Raw genomic sequence first — 24,035 nt, 5'->3', positions numbered from 1 at the left:
CAGTGAAGTTAAGATTTCATTGTAGCAGAAGGAGGTAATCGTATGAACATTAATAAATTTACACAGAAGTCTATTGAGGCTGTTAACCAGTGCGAGAAGATTGCCTACGATTATGGTAATCAGGAGATTGATCAGGAACATTTTCTGTACAGTCTCTTAACTATAGAAGATAGTCTTATCGCGAGCCTGATAGAGAAGATGGGAATTGATAAGGACACATTTATTAAGAATATTGAGACTCTGCTTAGCCAGAAGAATAAGGTTTCAGGAAATGTACAGCTTTATGTAAGCAATGATCTTAATAAGGTTTTAGTAAATGCAGAAGATGAAGCAAAGAGAATGGGTGATGCATATGTTTCTGTTGAACACCTTATGCTTGCAATGATTGCAGCACCTAACAAGGGTATCAAGCAGCTTTTTAAGACATATGGAATTAACAGGGAATCATTCCTGTCAGCCCTTGCGACAGTAAGAGGCAACCAGAGTGTTACCTCGGATAATCCAGAGGCAACTTATGATACTCTTAGCAAATATGCTACTGACCTTGTAGAAAGAGCTAAGGACGGAAAGCTTGATCCGGTTATCGGTAGAGATAATGAAATAAGAAATGTAATAAGAATCCTTTCCCGTAAGACTAAGAACAATCCGGTTCTTATCGGTGAGCCTGGTGTTGGTAAAACAGCAGTTGTTGAAGGACTTGCACAGAGAATCGTGAGAGGTGATGTTCCAGAAGGCTTAAAGGATAAGAAGCTTTTTGCACTGGATATGGGCGCGCTTGTTGCAGGTGCAAAGTATCGTGGTGAGTTCGAAGAAAGACTTAAGGCTGTACTTGATGAGGTTAAGAAGTCTGAAGGTCAGATAATTCTATTTATTGATGAAATTCACACTATTGTCGGTGCAGGTAAGACAGAGGGTGCTATGGACGCAGGTAATATGTTAAAGCCAATGCTTGCCCGTGGTGAACTTCATTGTATAGGTGCTACAACTCTTGATGAGCACAGAGAGTATATCGAGAAAGATCCGGCACTTGAAAGACGATTCCAGCCAGTTATGGTTGATGAACCTACAGTTGAGGATACTATTTCAATTCTTCGAGGTCTTAAGGACAGATACGAAGTGTTCCATGGAGTTAAGATTACGGATGGTGCACTTGTAAGTGCAGCTACTTTGTCAGACAGATACATTTCAGACAGATTTCTACCAGATAAGGCTATTGACCTTGTAGATGAAGCATGTGCAATGATTAAGACTGAACTTGATTCAATGCCTGCAGAACTTGATGAGAAGAGAAGAAAGATTATGCAGCTTGAGATTGAGGAGGCTGCCCTTAAGAAAGAGACTGATAATCTTAGTAAGGAAAGACTTGACGCATTACAGAAGGAATTGTCTGAATTAAGGTCTGATTTCAATATCCAGAAAGCTAAATGGGACAGCGAGAAATCTTCTGTTGATCAGGTAAGCAAGTTAAAGGAAGAGATTGACAAGATTAATACCCAGATAGCACAGGCTAAGAGAGAATATGATCTTAATAAGGCAGCAGAGCTTCAGTATGGTAAGCTTCCACAGGCACAGAAGGCTTTGGAAGAAGCTGAAAAGAAGTCAAGTAACAGAGATATGAGCCTTGTTCATGAAAGTGTTACAGAGGAAGAGATTGCTAAGATTATATCAAGATGGACTGGTATTCCGGTTAGCAAGTTAAGTGAGTCTGAGAGACAGAAAACTCTTAATCTTGATGAACAGCTTCACAAGAGAGTTATAGGACAGGATGAAGGTGTTACTAAGGTAACAGAGGCAATCATAAGGTCTAAGGCTGGTATTAAAGACCCGACTAAGCCGATTGGTTCATTCCTGTTCTTAGGACCTACAGGTGTAGGTAAGACAGAGCTTGCAAAGGCACTGGCTGAGAGTCTGTTTGATGATGAATCTAATATTGTAAGACTTGATATGTCCGAGTACATGGAGAAGTATTCAGTATCCAGACTTATCGGAGCGCCTCCAGGATATGTAGGTTATGATGAGGGTGGACAGCTTACAGAAGCTGTAAGAAGAAAACCATATTCAGTTGTTCTTTTTGATGAAGTTGAGAAGGCACATCCAGATGTATTTAATGTCCTCTTACAGGTACTTGATGATGGTCGTATCACTGATTCACAGGGAAGAACTGTGGATTTCAAGAACACTATAATCATAATGACAAGTAACATTGGTTCTTCGTATCTGCTTGAAGGCATTAATCCTGATGGCTCAATCAAGCCAGAGGCAGAGGAAGCAGTTATGGGTGATTTAAAGAATCATTTCAGACCTGAATTCCTTAACCGTCTTGATGAGATAATTATGTTCAAGCCTCTTACTAAGGATAATATCAGCAATATTATCAATCTTCTTGTTGCAGATGTTAACAAGAGACTTGCAGATAAGGAACTTGAGATTGTTCTTACAGATGCAGCCAAGGATTTCATAGTTGAGAACGGATTTGACCCAATGTATGGTGCAAGACCGCTTAAGAGATATGTTCAGAAGACAGTTGAGACACTGGCTGCCAAGTTAATACTTGCAGGCAATATCAATACAGGTGATGATATTGTTATTGACCTTGTAGATGGAAAGCTGACAGCCAGAGCCGCTGCGAGGGCTGTTCAGGGATAAAGCCTGATATTGAAATAAAAGCCTACTAAACTATTGCGTAATGCAAGTTTAGTAGGCTTTTGCTGATTTATGAAGTGCTGTCAATCTATTTTAATCAGATTAAGACATATTTATACAGAACTAGATAAACTGATTCTTTTCAGTATTATACTCATAATTAATTGTCTTTAACTTATCAGTTATCTCTTTTTCTGAAACCATATAAGATTTGCACAGTTCCTCTAATGTATTGTAATTGTCTCGAAGTTGTGTATTGACAAAGCTTAAAAGCATAACAGGGTCTTTAGGCATAGAAAAATCCTCCTTATATTGTGTTTTCAGTGATGGTTCTATTGTTGTACTATTTAGTACAGCATGAATATTTTCCCATATTAAGCATATTCTGTAAATGTAAGGCTTGTATATAAAATTGTATTAATTTTAGTACATTTGTGGTTGCACTAAAATGATTACTATGTTATAATTTTAACAACCTAAAGAAAATGGACTACTTGAATAACTGAATATTAAACTATGGAGGTTTTGTTATGGGTAAGAAATGGGTGTATTTATTCACAGAGGGTAACGCAGATATGCGAGAGCTTCTCGGAGGTAAAGGCGCTAACTTGGCAGAGATGACTAATATCGGTCTTCCTGTACCACAGGGATTCACAATTACAACAGAAGCTTGTACCCAGTATTACGAGGATGGTAGAGAGATCAATGATGAGATCATGGGACAGATTAACGAACATATCGAGAAGATGGAACAGATTACAGGAAAGAAGTTTGGAGATATGGAGAATCCACTTTTAGTTTCTGTTCGTTCTGGAGCCAGAGCTTCAATGCCAGGAATGATGGATACTATTCTTAATCTTGGACTTAATGAGGCTGTTGTTAATGTTATTGCACAGAAGTCTGGCAATCCAAGATGGGCATGGGACTGCTACAGAAGATTCATTCAGATGTATTCAGATGTAGTTATGGAAGTTGGTAAGAAGTATTTTGAAGAGCTTATTGACAAGATGAAGGATGAGAGAGGGGTTAAGCTTGATGTAGAGCTTACAGCGGATGATCTTAAGGAGCTTGCAACACAGTTTAAGGCTGAATATAAGTCTAAGATTGGCAAGGATTTCCCAGATGATCCTAAGGAACAGTTATACGGAGCTATTAAAGCTGTATTCCGTTCATGGGACAACCCAAGAGCTAATGTATACAGAAGAGATAATGATATTCCTTATTCTTGGGGAACAGCAGTTAATGTACAGTCTATGGCATTTGGTAATATGGGGGATGACTGTGGAACTGGTGTTGCATTTACAAGAGATCCTGCAACTGGTGCTAAAGGACTTTTTGGAGAGTTCCTTACTAACGCACAGGGTGAAGATGTTGTTGCCGGCGTAAGAACTCCAATGCATATTCAGGAAATGAGTGAGAAGTTCCCAGAAGCATTTGAACAGTTTAAGAATGTGTGTGCAACTCTGGAGGAACATTACAGAGATATGCAGGACATGGAATTTACAGTAGAGCATGGTAAGCTGTTCATGTTACAGACACGTAATGGTAAGAGAACAGCACAGGCAGCATTAAAGATTGCATGTGACCTTGTAGATGAGGGAATGAGAACAGAGAAGGAAGCAGTTGCAATGATTGATCCTCGTAATCTTGATACACTTCTTCATCCACAGTTTGATGCAGCTGCACTTAAGGCTGCAACTCCAGCAGGAAGAGGTCTTGGAGCATCTCCTGGCGCTGCATGTGGTAAGATTGTTTTCTCAGCAGAAGACGCAGAAGAGTGGAATGCAAGAGGCGAGAAGGTTGTTCTTGTAAGACTTGAGACATCGCCAGAAGATATTACAGGTATGAAGGCTTCACAGGGTATTCTTACTGTAAGAGGAGGTATGACAAGCCATGCAGCGGTTGTTGCAAGAGGTATGGGAACCTGCTGTGTATCTGGCTGTGGTGATATTGCAATGGATGAAGCTAATAAGAAGTTCACACTTGCAGGCAAGGAATACCATGAAGGAGATTATATATCTATTGATGGTACAACAGGCAACATATATGATGGGCAGATTCCTACGGTTGATGCCAAGATTGCAGGAGAGTTTGGAAGAGTTATGGAGTGGGCTGATAAGTACAGAAAGTTAAAGGTTCGTACTAATGCAGATACTCCTAAGGATGCCAGGAAAGCAAGAGAACTTGGAGCAGAAGGTATCGGACTTTGCCGTACTGAACATATGTCTTCGAAGAGGACAGAATTGCAGCATTCAGAGAGATGATATGTTCTGATACTGTAGAAGAAAGAGAAGCAGCACTGGATAAGATTCTGCCATATCAGCAGGGAGATTTCGAAGCACTTTATGAGGCACTTGAAGGTAATCCTGTAACTATCAGATTCCTTGATCCACCTCTTCATGAATTTGTTCCTACAGAGGAAGAAGATATTAAGAAGTTAGCTGAATCACAGGGCAAGTCAGTAGAGACTATTAAGAATATTATTGCAAGTCTTCATGAGTTCAATCCAATGATGGGACACAGAGGATGCCGTCTTGCAGTAACATATCCAGAGATTGCCAAGATGCAGACAAGAGCTGTTATCAGAGCTGCAATCAATGTTAAGAAGGCACATCCAGACTGGAATGTTAAGCCTGAGATTATGATTCCGCTTATCTGTGAGGTTAAGGAATTAAAGTATGTAAAGAAGACTGTTGTTGAGACAGCAGATGAAGAGATTAAGGCAGCAGGAATCGACCTTGAATATGAGGTTGGTACTATGATTGAGATTCCAAGAGCTGCACTTACTGCTGATGAGATTGCTAAGGAAGCTGATTTCTTCTGCTTTGGTACTAACGATCTTACACAGATGACATTCGGATTTTCAAGAGATGACGCAGGTAAGTTCCTTAATGCATACTATGAATCTAAGATATTTGAGAATGATCCATTTGCAAAGCTTGACCAGAATGGTGTAGGTAAGCTTATGGAGATGACAATAAAGCTTGGAAGACCGGTTAATCCGAATCTTCACATAGGTATCTGTGGAGAGCATGGTGGAGATCCTTCATCAGTCGCATTCTGCCACAAGATAGGTCTTGATTATGTGAGCTGCTCACCATTCAGAGTACCTATTGCAAGACTTGCAGCAGCACAGGCTGCTATTGCAGAAGAGAAATAATCCAATTTCTGACCATAACACGAGTTTCGGGGCATGGAAGGCGAAAGCTTTTCATGCCCCGAAATGTTTAAAATGGATGTAAAATGGAATATTTTTTCATTGCCCTAAATTTTATTATGTTCTATAATAATATGAAAATATATATTGATTGGAGCGTATTATGGAACAAAAGAAAATCGAACCTATTCGTGATGCCAGAAAGCTTGGTAAAGCGAAGATGCTGATTCTTGGTATTCAGCATATGTTTGCCATGTTTGGCGCAACTATTCTTGTACCTATTCTGGTATCAGGATACTTTCAGGCTGCCTGTGGTGAGGAACTTACCAGAGGTCTGTCTGTATCAGTAACACTTTTCTGTGCAGGTTTTGGTACATTGATATTCCACCTGTGTACTAAATTCAAAGTACCTGCATTCTTAGGATCTTCCTTTGCATTTCTTGGTGGATTCTACACAGTAGCTAATCTTGACAGCGGTATGTATGCTGGAATGTCAGCTAATGATAAAGCTGCTTATGCATGTGGTGGTATATTTGTTGCCGGAATGCTTTACTTTGTACTTGCACTTATAATTAAGCTTGTTGGAGTCAACAGAGTTATGAAATTCCTTCCACCTGTAGTTACAGGACCTATCATTATATGTATCGGTCTTTCACTTGCAGGTTCAGCTATTACAAATGCTTCAACTAACTGGTTACTTGCATTTGTTGCACTTGCTGTAATTATTATATTCAATATATGGGGCAAGGGACTTTTCAAGATTATCCCTATTCTTATGGGTGTAGTAATTTCGTATGTATTTGCACTTATTCTTAATGCATGCGGAGTACATAATCCTGATGGTTCAGCAATACTTAATTTCTCATCAATTGCATCTGCTTCATGGGTAGGAATTCCAAAGTTCCAGTTTATGAAGTTTGATGTAACAGCAATCCTTGTAATGGCACCTATTGCTATTGCAACAATGATGGAGCATATCGGAGATATGTCAGCTATTTCGGCTACAGTTGAAGAAAACTACTTAGCAGATCCAGGTCTTCACAGAACACTTATTGGTGATGGTGTTGCAACAGCATTTGCAGGTGCAATTGGAGGTCCGGCTAATACTACATATGGTGAGAACACAGGAGTTCTTGAACTTTCTAAGGTATATGACCCAAGAGTAATCAGAATTGCAGCAGTATTTGCAATTATACTTTCATTCATACCTAAGTTTTCATCAGTTATATCAACTATGCCAACAGCAATTATCGGTGGTATATCATTCATGCTTTATGGTATGATTTCAGCTATCGGTGTAAGAAATGTTGTTGAGAACAAGGTTGACCTTACTAAGTCAAGAAACCTTATTATTGCAGGTGTTATATTTGTATGTGGTTTAGGCTTCGGTGGTGGACTTACATTTACAATCGGTGGAACATCTATAACACTTACAGCACTTGCAATCGCTGCTATAGCAGGTATTCTTCTTAATGCTATATTACCTGGTAATGATTATGAATTCGGTAAGAATCCAGCAGGTGACAGCAGCCGTGGAGTTTATGTTATGAACACAGACTCTGAAAAAGAAGAATCAGAAGATAATAAGTAAATAACAATAAAATTTGGAGGTACTTAATAATGATGGATTTTGAGAATGAGAAGAATATAACTATATTTACACATCCACTTATCCAGCATAAGATTTCAATTCTTAGAGATAAGAAAACAGGAACTAATGAATTCAGAAAGCTCGTTGAAGAAATAGCTATGCTTGAAGGCTTTGAGGCTTTATCAGACCTTCCGACAGAAGATGTTGAGATTGAGACACCTATTGAAACTTGTATGACACCTATGATTTCAGGCCGTAAGCTTGCAATTGTTCCTATCTTAAGGGCAGGGCTTGGTATGGTTCCTGGTGTACTTTCTCTTGTACCAACTGCTAAGGTTGGACATATTGGAATGTATCGTAATGAAGAGACACATGAGCCGGTACCATATTACTGCAAGCTTCCACATCCAATTGAGGAAAGAACTATTGTTGTAACAGATCCGATGCTTGCAACAGGTGGTTCGGCAGTTGATGCAATTGACCAGATAAAGAAGGTTGGCGGAAAGCAGATTAAGTTCATGTGTATCATAGCTGCCCCAGAGGGAGTTGAAAAGCTTCATAAGGCGCATCCAGATGTTCAGATATACATTGGACATCTTGACAGAGAGCTTAACGCAGATGCTTATATTTGCCCAGGACTTGGGGATGCCGGAGACCGAATCTTCGGAACTAAGTAAATAATTATGGGCATGTAATTGCTTTGTGTTAAGAGATATGATAGTGTGTAAAATGCGGCTCCCAACGGGAGCCGTTTTTGTAACTTATATTATTTAATTAAGGAGATTTCGATGAGCAAGGAGGAAAACAGAAAGAATTTTTCTAAATATGTATCGCAGAATATTCTCGGAATGATAGGGTTTTCATGCTACGTTCTTGCTGACTCGTATTTTATATCTATAGCAAAGGGAGCAGACGGACTTACAGCATTAAATCTTGTTATGCCATTATATAGTATAATATTCTCAATAGGTGAGATGATTGGCGTAGGCTCAGCTATAAGGTATGCGATTAGTAAGATTAAAAAAGATGCAGATGCAGATGATTATTTCTGGAATGCATTAATATGGTGCATAATATCAAGTATGATATTCGTTTTTGCCGGAATATTTTTCTCAGCAGATATCATGCGTGTTCTAGGAGCTGATGAACATATTGTGGCAGTTGGGAATAATTACACTAAGATATTCATGTGTTTTGCACCGATGTTTATGTGTAACTATGTGACTAATGCATTTGTGAGAAATGACGGAGCCCCGGGAATTGCCATGAGTGCAACACTTTTTAGCAGTCTGTTTAATATAGTGTTTGACTATATTCTCATGTTTCCGATGAATCTGGGAATGGAAGGTGCAGCACTGGCAACAGCTTTGTCGCCGATTATCGGTATGGGAATATGCAGCATACATTTCTTCTCTAAGAAAAGCAGTGTCAGGCTTGTTGTGTGTAAGCCTTCAGTAAGAAAACTTGTGGCAGGAAGCCAGCTTGGTGTATCGGCATTTGTAGGAGAGATGTCGTCAGCGGTCATTACACTTGCTTTTAATTTCGTAATACTTAAGCTGACTGGTAATGTCGGAGTAGCTGCATACGGAGTTGTGGCTAATATTGCAATTGTCACAACTGCGGTATTTAATGGTGTTGCACAGGGAAGTCAGCCACTTATAAGCAGTTGTTTCGGCATGGGAGACAAGGATGGATGTACACAGTTAAAACGAATGGGATATACAACAGCATTTGTACTTGCAGCGGTTATGTATAGTATATTGTTTATATTTGCAGAACAGTTTGTCGCAGTGTTTAACAGTGAAGGTTCAGAAATGTTAAGGCTTTACGCAACAGAAGGCGTTAAGTTATATTTTATTGGAATATTCTTTGCGGGAATTAATATTGTAGGTGGCGGTGCATTCAGTGCAACAGAGGATGCGTTTAAAGCGGCAGTTGTTTCTGTGGCAAGAGGGTTTGTGCTGATTTTAGGCGCGGTTTTTGTGATGTCAGCACTTTTTGGAATGACAGGTGTATGGCTTGCGTATGCTGTCGCTGAGGGAATAACAACATTTATAATGCTTGTAATGGCGCTGAGAGTGTGATAGAATATTTGCGGACAAAATTATCCCAGAGATTGGGAAAATATGAAAGGAGTCTATATAATTATGAGCAATATTGCAGACAAATTTGAAGAACTTGGAGTAATTCCAGTAGTAGTATTGAATGATGCTAAAGATGCACTTCCATTAGCTAAGGCTTTAGTTGAGGGTGGTCTTCCTTGTGCAGAGGTTACATTCCGTACAGCAGCAGCTGAGGAATCTATCCGTCTTATGCATGAAGCATATCCAGATATGGTACTTGCAGCAGGTACAGTACTTACAACAGAGCAGGTTGACAGAGCTGTAGCAGCTGGTGCTTCAGTTATCGTAAGCCCAGGATTTGATCCAGAAATCGTTGATTACTGTATTTCTAAGAACATTCCTGTTATGCCAGGTATCGTTACACCTTCAGAGCTTGCTCAGGCTGTTAAGAGAGGCCTTACAAGAGTTAAATTCTTCCCAGCTACAGCTGCAGGCGGAATCAAGATGATCAAGGCTATGTGCGCAGCTTACACTAATGTAAGAATCATGCCTACAGGTGGTATCAACACAGCTAACCTTGAGGAATTCTTATCATGCGATAAGATCTTCTGCTGTGGTGGTTCATGGATGGTTAAGGGTGATATGATTAAGGCAGGAGAATTTGACAAGATTAAGGATATGACAGCAGAGGCTGTTGCTCTTGTTAAGAAGATCCGTGGCTAATCACCAGTGATTGTTAATAGCAAATATACATATAAACCCCGTATTCTGTTTTGCAGTATACGGGGTTTTGTACGTATATTATGTTTTTTAGTGAATTACAGATTAGAAAAAATATTCTCAATTTCTTCATGCGGAAGTACAAGAGCAAATCTTACATGACCTTCGCCAAGGCTTCCGAAGCTGCTTCCTGGTGTACATAAAACACCAGTCTTATTAAGAAGTTCCATAACATAATCAGCTGAACTGGTATAACCCTCAGGAATGGCAGCCCATACAAACATTGTGCCTTTAACATCAGCAGGTTTAAGTCCAAGCTTCTTAATTCCAGCTACGAGAGCATTTCTTCTTAACTCATATTCGGCACGGTTGTCAGCGACATATCCTTGCGGACCGTTAAGTGCAGCAACAGCAGCTTTCTGATATATAAAACTTGTTCCATAGTCGAATTGTGAGCGGACAGTTTTGAATTTTCTTACGATTTCACGGTTTCCGATAAGGAATGAAAGGCGCAGGCCGGTAAGATTATAAGTCTTAGAAAGAGAGTTGAATTCAACTCCGACTTCCATAGCACCTTCGTGGCTTAAGAAAGAGCCGCCAATTTGTCCGTCATATATAATCTCAGAATATGCGTTGTCGTGAATAATAATGATGTTATATTTCTTAGCAAATGCGATGAGCTTATCATAGAATTCATCAGGTGCAGTAGCACATACAGGGTTCAATGGATAAGAAACAACCATCATTTTGGCTCTTTTTGCAGTGTCTTCATCAATAGAATCAAAATCTATAAGATAATCATTCTCTGGAAGAAGATTGTAATAAGCAATCTGTGCATCGCACAGGAATGGTCCAATCTCAAATATAGGATATCCCGGATTAGGAACTAAGCATAAATCTCCCGGATTGCATAAAGCAAGGGCAATATGAGCCATACCTTCCTGAGTTCCGAATACAGAGGTGACTTCATCAGGTGTGATAACGGTGTTGTAACGGCGTTTGTACCATTTGCATACAGCGTCAAGTAATTCATCAGTATCACCAAGTGAGTACTTGTAATTCTCAGGGTCAAGTGCTGCCTCTGAAACAACCTTCATAACAGATTCATCAGGCTTGAAATCAGGAGTTCCTACAGTAAAGTTATATACCGGCTTTCCCTGTGCAAGTCTGTCATTCTTTTTCTGATTAAGTATATTAAAAATGTTGCTGCCAAAGCGGTCAGCTCTCTTAGAAAATTCAATATTCATATGTATACTCCATTTCTTTAAATGCGTATCTGCATGCATTTTATCCAGACCCGAAATATAGAAAAATTTCAAGCCTATCGAATAAGATACTAGCATAATTAACAAAAGTCAATTTTAAGGTGTATTTTTTGGCGAAAATGTGATAGCTTTATATATGTAAGTAGAAATAAAAATAAGATATGGCGGTTTGCAAATGTTACATACAGGAACATTAAACGGTAGAATGCAGACAGAAAGGAAAGGTAGAAGATATGTCAGTACAGGATTATCTTAGTGCAGTAAAGATTGGTAAAAAAGAATATCATGCGTGTGTAAATAAGGGTACGTACCCATATCTTCCGGTTTTGGAGGATATTATTGATGAAAACACTATTGACAGAGAAGTCAGTCTTGGAAGTGACCAGATTCCGTTAAGACTTGTGGTTGGAACATGTACAGCAGGTAGAACTACTGCATTTGCAGACAACTTCATGCCTATACTTGACTGGGGAACAGAATTTTCAGCAAAGTGGGCTTCGCTTAGCGACAGTCAGGTGAATGAAGGAATAAGAGACGATATTAAAGTATATGAGTACATGAATAAGTTCTATGTGCTTGAAGGTAATAAAAGAGTCAGTGTACTTAAGTATTTTAAGGCAGTGACAGTAAGTGCACAGGTTATAAGAAAGATACCTAAATACAGTGATGATCCTGATGTTAAGATATATTATGAATTCATGGATTTTTATAAATCTACCAAGTTAAATGATATATATTTCAGTAAAGAGGGCAGTTTTACAACTCTTATGGAGCTGGTTGGAATTACACCAGGAGAACCAATGGATGAGGATGATAAGAAAGATCTTGTTTCGTGCTATCTTAATTTCAGGCTTGCTTATGAATCAAGAGGAGGGGATAAGTTTGATTTCCCAACAGGAGATTCATTTTTACGCTTCATTCATATTCACGGATATGATGCTGTTAAGAAGATGACTAAGTCTGAAATGGCAAAGAATGTCGCCAAGACATGGGCTGAATTCGAGCTTCTTGATGACAACAGCGAGGTGGAACTTAAGATGACGCCGGCAGCAGCACCTAAGAAGAATATATTAAGCTATCTGCTTCCAATGGGTGGAGGAGTTAAGAAGCTTAAGGTTGGATTTGTGTATGAAAAGACACCGCAGGATTCAGAGTGGTGTTATGCACATGAGCTTGGAAGACAGTATATTGATGATACATTTGGTGACCAGATAGAGACATATGTTGAGGAGAATGTGATACCGGAGCAGAGTGATGAGGCGGCAATCAACAGACTTATAGAGAAAGGCTGTGACCTTATATTCGTGACATCTTCGGCGATGAATATGGCTGGACTTAAAGCCGCAATTGCACATCCGTCAGTAAAGATTCTTGACTGTTCTCTTAACATTTCACATAAATATATCAGATCATATTATGCTAGAATGTTTGAAGCAAAGTTTATAACGGGAATTATTGCCGGTTCACTGGCTGATGACGATAATGTTGGTTATATAGCTGATAATCCGGTTTATGGGGCATGTGCGAATATTAATGCATTTGCATTGGGAGTAAAGTTTGTTAATCCAAGAGCCAAGGTTTACCTTGAATGGAACAGTATTAAGGATAATGATTCTGAGGGGAATCTTGCTAAGAAGAATATAAGCATCATTTCTAATCAGGATATGATAACTCCGGGCAAGAGTAAGAGAAAGTTTGGGTTGTATAAGGCAAGTAATTCAGATAAGCATCTGGCTATGCCTGTATGGCACTGGGGTGTTTTTTATGAGAAGCTTATCCAGAGCATTATGAGTGGTTCATGGAGCAAGGATGAGGACGGCGATAATGTAAAAGCACTTAATTACTGGTGGGGAATGTCGGCAGGAGTTGTTGATCTTATATATTCAGAGAGTCTGCCATCAGCAACTAAGAGACTTGTAAAGCTCTTTGAGAAAGAACTTAAGGAAGCAAGGTTCAGAGTGTTTGAGGGTGAATTAAAAGATCAGCATGGTAATATAAAGGTTGAAGAAGGGAAGCTTATTGATCCTGAACATATAATTACTATGGACTGGCTGCTTGATAATGTGGTTGGCAGACTGCCTCAGTATGATGAACTTACAGATAATGCAAAATTAAAAATGGCACTTCAGGGTGTTGTCAAAGAAGAAGAATAGAAAGCATGCTGCCTGCAGTGGTGGCTGGGGAATTATTAATGAAAATACTTGTGTTAGCGGATGTTGAATCAAAGTACTTATGGGATTATTTCGAAAAGGAAAAATTGGAAGGCATAGATCTTATACTTTCAGCAGGGGATTTAAAGCCCCAGTATCTGTCGTTTCTTGCATCATTTTCGAAAGTACCTATTCTTTATGTGCATGGCAATCATGATGACTGTTATGATATACAGCCACCAGATGGATGCATTGATATAGAGAATAAGATATATGTGTATAAAGGTGTCCGTATTATGGGACTTGGTGGTTCTATACGCTATAAGAAGGGAAAAAACCAGTATACACAGAAAGAGATGAATCACAGAATTAATAAAATGTGGCTTTCAATAAAGAAGAACAGGGGCTTTGATATACTGCTTACACATTCACCGGCAGCGGGCATAAGTGATGGACCAGATGAACCGCATAAGGGTTTTGAAGGCTTTAATTATCTTCTTGAAAAATACAAGCCTAAGTATTTTATTCATGGACATATCCATAAGACATATCAGGTTAAGTTCAAGCAGGAATATCAGTATAACGAGAATACCAGAATAATTAATGGGTATGAGAAATATATATTTGAATATCCGGATACATAATAGATACCATGATACGTTTATCCAATTGTAAATGTATCATGGTGTTTTTGCGTTTTGTATAAATTATTAATATATATGGTACCAAAGTACTATGTAATATAAGTTTATTGAAATGTCAAAATGTGATAAAATTTAATACAAAGTTAGTGTAATTTAAAATATATTGCACAAAGAAATGTATCAGGAGGAAAAATACAATGAAAAGATTTAAAGACATGAAAAGCAAATGGGCACTGATTCTTGCATTTGTAATGATTGTGAGCGTTGTCGTACCAGCAGTTCTGTTTTCAGCAACTGATAATGTTAATGCTGCAACAGGAAAATCTTATGACAAAACAAGTCTTTCTTACACAGGAACTTATACAGATATAAGCCTTAAGAAGGATGCAGATTTTAAGAATGCAAAGTATGTATCATCTTCAGATGAGATTATTAGTGCATTACAATCAGCTAAAGCTGGAGATGTAATCATAATCAAAGGTGGAACATACAAGTTTTCTACAAGTGTTATTGTTAATAACACAATTAATGGACAGGATGGTTCATACATAATTGTTAAAGCAGAAGATAATCATGATGTTAAGTTTGATTTTTCTGCACAGGTATTTAATAGTCAGAACAGAGGTTTTATACTTGATGGTGATTACTGGTATTTTGGCGGTATTAATTTCTATGGAGCTGGTGATAACGGAGTATTGCTTGCTGGTAATAATAACATTTTTGAAAGATGTGTATTTGAAGCAAACAGAGATACAGGTCTTCAGCTTTCAAGGTATGATACAACTGCTGCAACTAAAGATTTATGGCCATCTAACAATCTTATTATTAATTGTACAGCATTTAATAACTGTGATTTTCCTGAGCAGGGAGGTACAGGAGAGAATGCAGATGGATTTGCAGCAAAGCTTACATGTGGCGAGGGAAATGTCTTTGATGGATGTATATCATACTGCAATTCTGATGATGGATGGGATTTATATGCCAAGACAGCTACAGGACCAATAGGTGTCGTAACAATTAGAAACTGTGTAGCATTTGCCAATGGAACATTAACTAACGGCACGCATTATGCTAATGGTGATATGAATGGTTTCAAGCTTGGCGGTTCAGGTGTAGGTACACCACATAATGTACTTAATTGTCTGTCATTTGATAATGGAGCAACAGGATTTACAGATAACAATAATCCATCAGCACTTACACTTACTAATCTTACAGCATGGGGTAATGGAAAGAATGCCAAAAAGGGCAATTTCGTATGCTACAGAGCTGGTTCAGGGGCCGAATATTCAGGCCTTATTTCAGTAAATGCAGTTGATTCAGATAAGTTTATGGGTAATGTGAAGAATTCTATATATTATAATTCTAAGAAGTACTATCAGCTTTCAGGCGATTCATTTACACAGATTCTTAATACAAGCGCAGGATATAAGTCAGGAACAGTGGTGAATAACCCTTCAAGTGCATCTGGAACATTTAAGAATATTAATAATACAATTAAATATACAGATAATATTGACAAACTCTTAAGAAATGCAGATGGAACAATCAATATGAATGGTCTCTATGAGACAACAGGAAGTTATTCATCTATGGGTGCAAAGTTCAATGTTGCTAACCAGATTGTATATGTAACTGGTAAATCATCAGATAATGATAAAGAAACAGAGGGCAGTTCAGAAAATACATCAGAGACAACAACAGCGCAGGAGACAACAACAGCGCAGGAGACAACTAAGTCAGACGAACCGGTATCAAGTGCTGCACATGTAATGAATTTTACAACTGATATTACAGAACAGAACGCTTACTTTACTATTTCGGGTAATTATTCAGAAAGCAAGGGAAGTGTTATATACAACGGTATGACACTTACAAAGTGTCTTAAGATTGAAACTGCAACAAGCATATCATTTACATGTGATACAGATTCAGAACTTACACTTGTATTCAATAGTAATTTTGCTAAAAAGATTAAAATTGACGGAGTAAAGACTGCAGCAACTAATGGTATTGTTAAAGTTAAAGTTGCAAAGGGAACGCATACAATAACTAAGGGTGATACTACTAATCTCTTTTATATTTCTGTAGCACCACTTGGTTCTCAGCAGGAGACAACAACAGCAGCACAGCAGACAACAACAGCAGCACAGGAGACAACAACAGCAGCACAGCAGACAACTACAGTTGGTCAGGAGGAATCAGCAACTAAGGGTACAGAGCAGGAGATAACAACAGCCAAGACAGAAAAGACTTCAACTGCAGCAAGTGGAGAAGTATCTGATAACTCAACCAAAACAGGTGACAGCAGTCATGTAATGGTATACGTGATTGTACTTGCAGCATGTGTAATAATATGTGTGGGTGTAGTAGTATTTTCAGCTAAGAAAAAGAAATAATGCTAAAAAACTCAAAAATCTCTTGCATTATCCTATAGGCTGTGATATATTTTCTTAGACACAAAAACAAATGTCCGTCACAGAAAGACAGAACAGAGGGAAGTGTCTTTGAGATTTTATATATTGAAGGAGTTAAAAATGAGCGATAAGTTAAGAGTTGGTATCCTTGGCGGTACAGGTATGGTAGGACAGAGATTTATAACATTACTTGAGAATCATCCTTGGTTTGAGGTTGTTTTAGTAGCAGCTTCAGGACGTTCAGCAGGAAAGCTTTATGAAGATGCTGTTGAAGGACGCTGGAAGATGCAGACACCAATGCCAGAGTTCGTTAAGAAGATGACTGTATATGATATGGATAAGGATTTTGATGAAATTGTTTCTAAGGTGGATTTCGTATTCTGTGCAGTTAATATGCCTAAGGACCAGATTAAGGCTATAGAGGAAAGATATGCTAAGGCAGAAGTTCCAGTTGTTTCTAATAACAGTGCTAATCGTTGGACACCAGATGTTCCTATGGTTGTTCCAGAAATCAACCCAGAGCATCTTGAAGTTATTAAATATCAGAGAGAAAGACTTGGTACTAAGAGAGGATTTATCTGTGTTAAGCCTAACTGTTCAATCCAGAGCTACACACCTGCTCTTAATGCATTAAAGGAATTCGGACCAAAGCTTGTTGTTGCAACAACATATCAGGCAATCTCAGGTGCTGGTAAGACATTTGAACAGTGGCCAGAGATGGTTGAGAATATCATCCCTTATATTGGTGGCGAGGAAGAAAAGTCTGAGAAAGAGCCTTTAAGATTATGGGGTAAGATTGAGGATGGAAAGATTGTTCCTGCAAGTGATCCGGTTATCACATGTCAGTGTATCAGAGTTCCAGTTCTTGATGGACATACAGCAGCTGTATTTGTTAACTTTGAGAAGAAGCCAACTAAGGAACAGATTATTGAAAAGTGGAGAAGCTTCAAGGGAGTTCCACAGGAACTTAATCTTCCAAGTGCTCCAAAGCAGTTCATCCAGTATCTTGAAGAAGATGACCGTCCACAGGTTAAGCTTGATGTAAATTATGAGAACGGAATGGGTGTTTCACTTGGCCGTTTAAGAGAAGACAGTGTGTTTGATTATAAGTTTGTTGGCCTTTCACACAACACATTAAGAGGTGCAGCAGGTGGAGCTGTTCTTATTGCAGAGCTTCTTAAGGCACAGGGTTATATCACTCCTAAGGATGCAGAATAATTAAATTCTAATATACACACATACCAGAAAAGAGATGTCAGAGATGGCATCTCTTTTTACTTGCTTAAAAACCTATTATGATATAAAATTATGAAACGACTTAAAGAGTAAAGAGGGGACATTTACATTGAAGGAAAATTATTTTTACGCTATGCTGTCGAGAATGAAATATATTAACAGATGGGGACTTATGCAGAACACACGTCATGAGAATCTGTGTGAGCATAGTCTTGATGTAGCATTCATAGCACATGCATTAGGAATTATTAACAACGAGATATATGGTGGGGATATTAATGCTGAAAGACTTGCAATTCTAGGCATGTATCATGATGTGACAGAGATAATTACAGGTGATTTGCCAACTCCGGTAAAGTATTACAATCCGGTTATAAGAAATGCATATAAGGAAGTGGAGCATGTTGCAGAGGATCAGATGCTGTCAGGTCTTGGAACAGATATAAGAGAACGTTACAGAGGTGTGTTATCTGAGACAGAAGAGGAAGAAGCACTTTGGAAGTATGTCAAGGCTGCCGATAAGATGTCAGCTTATATCAAATGTCTTGAGGAAAAGAAGTCTGGCAACATGGATTTTGCTGATGCAGAAAAGACAATACATCAGGCTATTGTTGATATGAATATTCCGGAAGCAGATTATTTTATGAAAGAATATATACCGGCTTATATGGGAACTCTTGATGCTTCAGGAGAATAATAATTGTGTAATAGACACAGAAATGAGGGATATAATGGGAAAATCCGTATATATCGCGGAAAAACCAAGTGTAGCGCAGGAATTTGCAAAGGCATTGCACGTGAACTTCACAAGAAAAGACGGATATCTTGAGGGTGGAGACCATATTGTGACATGGTGTGTCGGACATCTGGTAACTATGAGCTATCCGGATGCTTATGACCCTAATCTTAAGAGATGGAGCTTTGATACGCTACCATTCATACCGAAGGAATTCAAGTATGAGGTTATACCTGCAGTTGCAAAACAGTTTAATATAGTTAAAGACATTCTTACAAGGGATGATGTTGAATATATATATGTATGTACCGATTCGGGACGCGAAGGAGAATATATATACAGGCTTGTGAGGCAGGAAGCAGGCGTTAAAGGCAAAAAAGAACGCCGCGTGTGGATTGATTCGCAGACCGAGGAAGAGATTCTTAAAGGGATTAATACTGCAAAGGATATATCTGAATATGATAATCTGAGTGATTCAGCGTATCTTCGTGCGAAGGAAGATTATCTTATGGGAATTAATTTCTCAAGAGTTCTTACATTGAAATATGGACGCAATATTGCCAATTATCTGCACCTTGACAGGGCGGTTGTATCTGTCGGAAGGGTTATGACATGTGTTCTTGGAATGGTAGTAAGAAGAGAACGGGAGATAAGAAGCTTTGTAAAGACACCTTTCTACAGAGTTATTGGACAGGCACAGGCTGAAAATTCAACATTTGATGCAGAATGGCGTGTAAGTGATAAGAGTATGTATGCTGGTACGCCATATTTATATAAGGATAATGGTTTTAAGGACAGGGAGAAGGCAGAGGAGCTGGTTAATTTCTTATCTGACCCGCTGCCAGCACAGGGAGTAGTTGATTCTATTGAGAGAAAAAAAGAAACCAAGAATCCACCACTTCTGTACAACCTTGCCGAGATTCAGAATGAATGCAGCAAGCTGTTTAAGATAAGCCCTGATGAGACTCTTAATATTATTCAGGAGCTGTATGAAAAGAAGCTAGTTACTTATCCAAGAACTGACGCGAGAGTGTTATCAACAGCGGTAAGTAAGGAGATACATAAGAATATAGGCGGACTCAGGAATTTTGCTCCTGTGAAGGAGATTGCAGAGCATATATTGCAGAATAATATGCAGAAGGGGATTGAAAAGACAAGATATTGCAACGATAAAGCAATAACAGACCATTATGCGATTATTCCGACAGGACAGGGCTTTAATAATCTTAAGACTTTGTCAGTCACAGCAGCCAGAACTTATGAGATAATTGTAAGAAGATTCTTAAGCATATTCTATCCACCAGCTATTTATCAGAAGGTAAGTATTGCCAGTGATGTGAAGAATGAAAAGCTGTATGCTTCATTTAAAGTGCTTGTAGATGAAGGGTATCTTAGCGTAGCTAAGAACTCATTTGCAAAGGCGAGAAATGATGCAAAAGTAAAGGATGATGATAGCGTCGATAATAAGGATGATAATAAATGTGATGCGGCTTTATTCGAGGTATTGAAAAAATACAGAAAAGGTTCTACAATCACATTTAATGGGTTTAATATCAAAGAAGGTGAAACTTCACCTCCAAAGAGATATAATTCAGGTTCTATTATTCTTGCAATGGAGAATGCAGGACAGCTTATTGAAGATGAGGAACTGCGGGCACAGATTAAGGGTAGTGGAATAGGAACAAGTGCTACAAGAGCAGAGATTCTTAAAAAACTTAATACTATTAAGTATATTTCTATTAATTCTAAGACACAGATTATTACGCCTACATTTTTAGGTGAGATAATATATGATGTTGTAGACAATTCTATCAGGCATCTGCTTAATCCGGAGCTTACGGCAAGCTGGGAAAAAGGACTTACAGGTGTAGCAGAGGGGAATATTACAGCAGATGAGTATATGGAGAAGCTTGATGGTTTTGTTTCAAGAAGAACAAGGGCTGTTATGGCATTAAGGAATCAGGCTGGTCTTGTAGGACTTTTTAATGATACGGCTAAGAATTATAAGTAAATGAATGAAAGGAATTAAATATATGTGCGGAATTGCAGGATATGTAGGAGACAGAGAAAGCGCAGATGTACTTGTAGATGCATTATCTAAGCTTGAATACAGAGGATATGATTCAGCAGGTATTGCAGTATTTGATCATGGTAATATCAAGGTTAAGAAGTGCAAGGGAAGACTTGCCAACCTTGTTGAGAAGATGGATGAAGAAGGAAAACCACAAGGACATGTTGGAATTGGCCATACAAGATGGGCTACACATGGGGAACCATCAGATATCAATTCACATCCACATGGCAATAAGAGAGTTACTATTGTACATAATGGTATTATTGAGAATTACAAGAAGCTTAAGGATTTTCTTATTGGAGAGGGATATAGCTTTGCAAGTGAAACAGATACTGAGGTTGCAGCAAAGTTGCTTGATTACTACTATGATGGGGATCCGATGAAGACTATTGCAAAGGTGTTATCAGAGATTAAGGGTTCATACGCACTTGGAATTATGTTCAGGGATTTCCCTGATGAAATATTTGCAGTAAGAAAGGACAGTCCTCTTATTGTTGGTGTTGGAGAACATGAGAATTTCATAGCATCTGATGTACCGGCTATTATTCATTACACAAGAGATTATTATCTTCTTGACCAGAATGAGATTGCAGTTATTAAGAAGGATTTAGTTAAGATATATGATGTTCATGGCAATGAGATACATAAGGAATTAAATACAGCTGACTGGGATGTTGATGCTGCAGAAAAGGGCGGTTATGCTCACTTTATGCTTAAGGAAATCCATGAGCAGCCAGATTCTGTAAAGAGAACTATCATGCCAAGAATTACAGATGATATGCCTGATTTCAGTGCCGAAGGATTCAATCCTGACAAGTTAAAAAGTTACAATAATATATATATTGTTGCGTGTGGTACAGCAATGCATGCCGGAATGGTTGGTAAATATATAATAGAGAAGATAGCAAGAGTATCTGTAACTGTTGATATTGCATCAGAGTTCAGATACAGAGATCCTCTTATTAATGAAGGTGACCTTATGATTGTTATATCACAGTCAGGTGAGACTGCTGATACTAAGGCTGCACTTGAACTTGCAAAACAGGCAGGCGCTGATACTATGGCAATCGTTAATGTTAAGGGTTCTTCAATTGCTAGAGAAGCAGATATGGTTGTATATACACATGCAGGTCCTGAGATTTCAGTTGCTTCAACTAAGGCATATATGGTTCAGATATCAGTTATGTATTTAATTGCATTTGAATTAGCTTATGCTAATGGAAAGATGGATGAGGCAGAATGCAGCAGATACACTAAGATGCTTGAAGAAGTACCTGAGGTTATTGAAGAAGCCATTGCACTTGAGAGTAAGTGTCAGTTTGCAGCTTCTAAGCTTATTAATGCAGACAGTCTTCTTTATATAGGACGAGGTCTTGATTATGCACTCAGTATGGAAGGCTCTCTTAAGTTAAAGGAGATATCTTATATTCATTCTGAATCATATGCGGCAGGAGAGCTTAAGCATGGAACTATCTCGCTTATTACAGAACAGATGCCTGTAATTGCAATAGCAACACAGAAGAATCTTGAGGAAAAGACTATAAGTAATATTAAGGAAGTTAAGTCAAGAGGCGCATTTGTAGTGCTTATTGCAGAACCAGAGCTTGATATTGAGGATGGAGTGGCAGATATTGTTATTAAGCTTCCACAGGCAGATCAGCTCCTTATGCCTATGGTTGCGGCAGTTCCGTTACAGCTTATTGCCTACTATACAGCAGTTCTTAAGGGCAACGATGTTGATAAGCCAAGAAACCTTGCAAAATCTGTTACTGTTGAATAATTGATATAAAGAGGATATTAGATATGAATAACGATGCATTAAAGATAAGTAATCTGTACGACCTTAATGAAACTATTGCGGCAAAAGTGTTTGAAGGCTGTACATATCCATGGGAAGTACTTGCAAAGATTGGTGATTTTATTGTAGAACTCGGCAATACCCTGCCGGAAGATGAATATGAGATGCGTGGGGAGAATATATGGGTTCACAGAACTGCAAATGTATTTCCATCAGCTTATATTGCAGGACCTGCAATTATTGGTAAAGATGCCGAGGTAAGACACTGTGCATTCATCCGTGGAAAAGCTATTGTAGGTGAGGGTGCTGTTGTAGGTAATTCAACTGAACTTAAGAATGTAATTCTTTTTAATAAGGTTCAGGTTCCGCATTATAATTATGTTGGTGACTCAATTCTTGGCTTCAAGGCTCATATGGGTGCAGGCTCAATAACATCTAATGTTAAGTCTGACAAGAAGCTTATTACTATTAAAGGACCTGACTGCAATATTGATACAGGTATCAAAAAGATTGGTGCTTTCCTTGGAGACAATGTTGAGGTTGGTTGTGGCAGCGTACTTAATCCTGGAACAATTGTTGGAAGAGAGAGTAATATTTATCCGCTTTCAAGCGTAAGAGGCTTTATTCCGGCAGGTTCTATATATAAGAAGCAGGGCGAAGTGGTGACTAAGAGATAATTATGTGAAATTTTTGTTTTATTAATGTAAAAATGTTGTGTCTCACATTGACTAATGCAAAAGTTTGTGAGAAAATAGTCAAGGCTTGGACGACGGCTTCTGGCCGTCGTTTCATTTATAGTAAACACTATGAATTACGAAAGGAGTAATAAGATGATTTACACACAGGAAGTAGAGAATATGTGTCCAGTAGCACAGGGCGTTCATCATGGAGCAGCTCCAGTGCCAACAGAAGGTAAATGGGTACAGAATAAGAAGGTTGAAGATATTTCAGGTTTTACACATGGTGTAGGCTGGTGTGCTCCTCAGCAGGGTGCATGTAAGCTTACTCTTAATGTTAAGGAAGGTATCATTCAGGAAGCTTTAGTTGAGACTATCGGATGTTCAGGTATGACACATTCAGCAGCTATGGCAGCAGAGATTTTACCAGGACTTACAGTTATGGAAGCTCTTAACACTGACCTTGTCTGTGATGCAATTAACACAGCTATGAGAGAGTTATTCTTACAGATCGTTTACGGAAGAACTCAGAGCGCATTCTCTGAGGGCGGACTTGCAGTTGGTGCTGGTCTTGAAGATCTTGGTAAGGGACTTCGTTCTCAGGTTGGTACTATGTATGGTACATTAAAGAAAGGTCCTCGTTACCTTGAGATGGCTGAAGGTTATGTAACAGGTATTGCCCTTGATAAGGACAACCAGATTATCGGTTACAAGTTTGTCAGCCTTGGTAAGATGACAGACTTCATTAAGAAGGGTGATGACCCTACAACAGCATATGAGAAGGCTTGCGGACAGTACGGAAGAGTTGCAGATGCTGTTAAGATTATTGACCCAAGAACAGATGAAGAAGTTAAGTAAGGAGGA

General features: G+C 38.6%; 16 protein-coding genes and 1 pseudogene. 15 read left to right on the top strand and 2 right to left on the bottom strand.

Annotated features, from left to right (window positions below):
• Window positions 1-42: 42 nt before the first annotated feature.
• Window positions 43-2,646 carry an ATP-dependent chaperone ClpB gene (gene clpB / locus DW963_RS00995; protein ID WP_117913504.1) on the top strand — a complete coding sequence of 868 codons (2,604 nt, stop codon included), beginning with the start codon at window positions 43-45 and terminating at the stop codon, window positions 2,644-2,646.
• Between the two features lie 120 nt (window positions 2,647-2,766).
• On the opposite strand, the gene DW963_RS00990 is transcribed toward clpB, so the two are convergent.
• Window positions 2,767-2,937, bottom strand: a complete 171-nt coding sequence (locus DW963_RS00990; protein ID WP_022097680.1) for a DUF4250 domain-containing protein — start codon at window positions 2,935-2,937, stop codon at window positions 2,767-2,769.
• Between the two features lie 236 nt (window positions 2,938-3,173).
• On the opposite strand from DW963_RS00990, the pseudogene ppdK reads away from it, so the two are divergent.
• The 5 genes and pseudogenes from ppdK to DW963_RS00965 all read left to right on the top strand — a co-directional run bounded on the left by ppdK (window position 3,174) and on the right by DW963_RS00965 (window position 10,177).
• Window positions 3,174-5,803, top strand: a pseudogene (gene ppdK, locus DW963_RS00985) (pyruvate, phosphate dikinase).
• A 160-nt stretch (window positions 5,804-5,963) separates the two neighbouring features.
• Complete coding sequence (locus DW963_RS00980; RefSeq protein WP_012739489.1) at window positions 5,964-7,391, top strand: uracil-xanthine permease family protein; 1,428 nt, start codon at window positions 5,964-5,966, stop codon at window positions 7,389-7,391.
• A gap of 29 nt (window positions 7,392-7,420) precedes the next feature.
• Entirely contained in the window at window positions 7,421-8,068 is a 648-nt protein-coding gene (gene upp, locus DW963_RS00975) for a uracil phosphoribosyltransferase (protein WP_012739488.1), read from the top strand.
• A 111-nt stretch (window positions 8,069-8,179) separates the two neighbouring features.
• On the top strand, window positions 8,180-9,475 hold the full coding sequence (locus tag DW963_RS00970) for an MATE family efflux transporter (RefSeq protein WP_117913503.1): 1,296 nt from the start codon (window positions 8,180-8,182) through the stop codon (window positions 9,473-9,475).
• A 63-nt stretch (window positions 9,476-9,538) separates the two neighbouring features.
• Window positions 9,539-10,177 carry a bifunctional 4-hydroxy-2-oxoglutarate aldolase/2-dehydro-3-deoxy-phosphogluconate aldolase gene (locus DW963_RS00965; protein WP_117913502.1) on the top strand — a complete coding sequence of 213 codons (639 nt, stop codon included), beginning with the start codon at window positions 9,539-9,541 and terminating at the stop codon, window positions 10,175-10,177.
• A gap of 95 nt (window positions 10,178-10,272) precedes the next feature.
• On the opposite strand, the gene DW963_RS00960 is transcribed toward DW963_RS00965, so the two are convergent.
• Window positions 10,273-11,421, bottom strand: coding sequence for an aminotransferase class I/II-fold pyridoxal phosphate-dependent enzyme (locus tag DW963_RS00960; RefSeq protein ID WP_117913501.1), 1,149 nt, complete (start codon window positions 11,419-11,421; stop codon window positions 10,273-10,275).
• Window positions 11,422-11,672: 251 nt separating this feature from the next.
• On the opposite strand from DW963_RS00960, the gene DW963_RS00955 reads away from it, so the two are divergent.
• The 9 genes from DW963_RS00955 (at window position 11,673) to DW963_RS00915 (ending at window position 24,029) form a co-directional block, all read left to right on the top strand.
• A complete protein-coding gene (locus DW963_RS00955) occupies window positions 11,673-13,592 on the top strand; it encodes a BMP family ABC transporter substrate-binding protein (RefSeq protein WP_117913500.1) in 1,920 nt (639 codons plus the stop codon).
• 38 nt (window positions 13,593-13,630) lie between these two features.
• The gene (locus DW963_RS00950; RefSeq protein ID WP_117913570.1) at window positions 13,631-14,233 is read left to right on the top strand and encodes a metallophosphoesterase family protein; all 603 of its coding nucleotides are present in this window, start codon (window positions 13,631-13,633) and stop codon (window positions 14,231-14,233) included.
• Window positions 14,234-14,430: 197 nt separating this feature from the next.
• Window positions 14,431-16,632 (top strand): right-handed parallel beta-helix repeat-containing protein, encoded by a 2,202-nt coding sequence (locus DW963_RS13210; protein ID WP_158568600.1) that lies wholly within the window; start codon window positions 14,431-14,433, stop codon window positions 16,630-16,632.
• Window positions 16,633-16,770: 138 nt separating this feature from the next.
• Complete coding sequence (gene asd / locus DW963_RS00940; protein ID WP_012739480.1) at window positions 16,771-17,868, top strand: aspartate-semialdehyde dehydrogenase; 1,098 nt, start codon at window positions 16,771-16,773, stop codon at window positions 17,866-17,868.
• A gap of 127 nt (window positions 17,869-17,995) precedes the next feature.
• On the top strand, window positions 17,996-18,583 hold the full coding sequence (gene yfbR / locus DW963_RS00935) for a 5'-deoxynucleotidase (RefSeq protein WP_117913499.1): 588 nt from the start codon (window positions 17,996-17,998) through the stop codon (window positions 18,581-18,583).
• 34 nt (window positions 18,584-18,617) lie between these two features.
• Complete coding sequence (locus tag DW963_RS00930; protein WP_286168867.1) at window positions 18,618-20,633, top strand: DNA topoisomerase; 2,016 nt, start codon at window positions 18,618-18,620, stop codon at window positions 20,631-20,633.
• A gap of 22 nt (window positions 20,634-20,655) precedes the next feature.
• On the top strand, window positions 20,656-22,476 hold the full coding sequence (glmS, locus tag DW963_RS00925) for a glutamine--fructose-6-phosphate transaminase (isomerizing) (RefSeq protein ID WP_117913569.1): 1,821 nt from the start codon (window positions 20,656-20,658) through the stop codon (window positions 22,474-22,476).
• A gap of 23 nt (window positions 22,477-22,499) precedes the next feature.
• The gene (locus tag DW963_RS00920; protein ID WP_117913497.1) at window positions 22,500-23,171 is read left to right on the top strand and encodes an LbetaH domain-containing protein; all 672 of its coding nucleotides are present in this window, start codon (window positions 22,500-22,502) and stop codon (window positions 23,169-23,171) included.
• A 153-nt stretch (window positions 23,172-23,324) separates the two neighbouring features.
• The gene (locus DW963_RS00915; RefSeq protein WP_022097694.1) at window positions 23,325-24,029 is read left to right on the top strand and encodes an iron-sulfur cluster assembly scaffold protein; all 705 of its coding nucleotides are present in this window, start codon (window positions 23,325-23,327) and stop codon (window positions 24,027-24,029) included.
• The last annotated feature ends 6 nt before the right edge of the window (window positions 24,030-24,035 follow it).

Source organism: Eubacterium sp. AM46-8 (genome assembly GCF_003466705.1).
Classification (GTDB): Bacteria; Bacillota; Clostridia; order Lachnospirales; family Lachnospiraceae; genus Lachnospira.
This window is presented reverse-complemented; position numbering and strand designations above follow the sequence as displayed.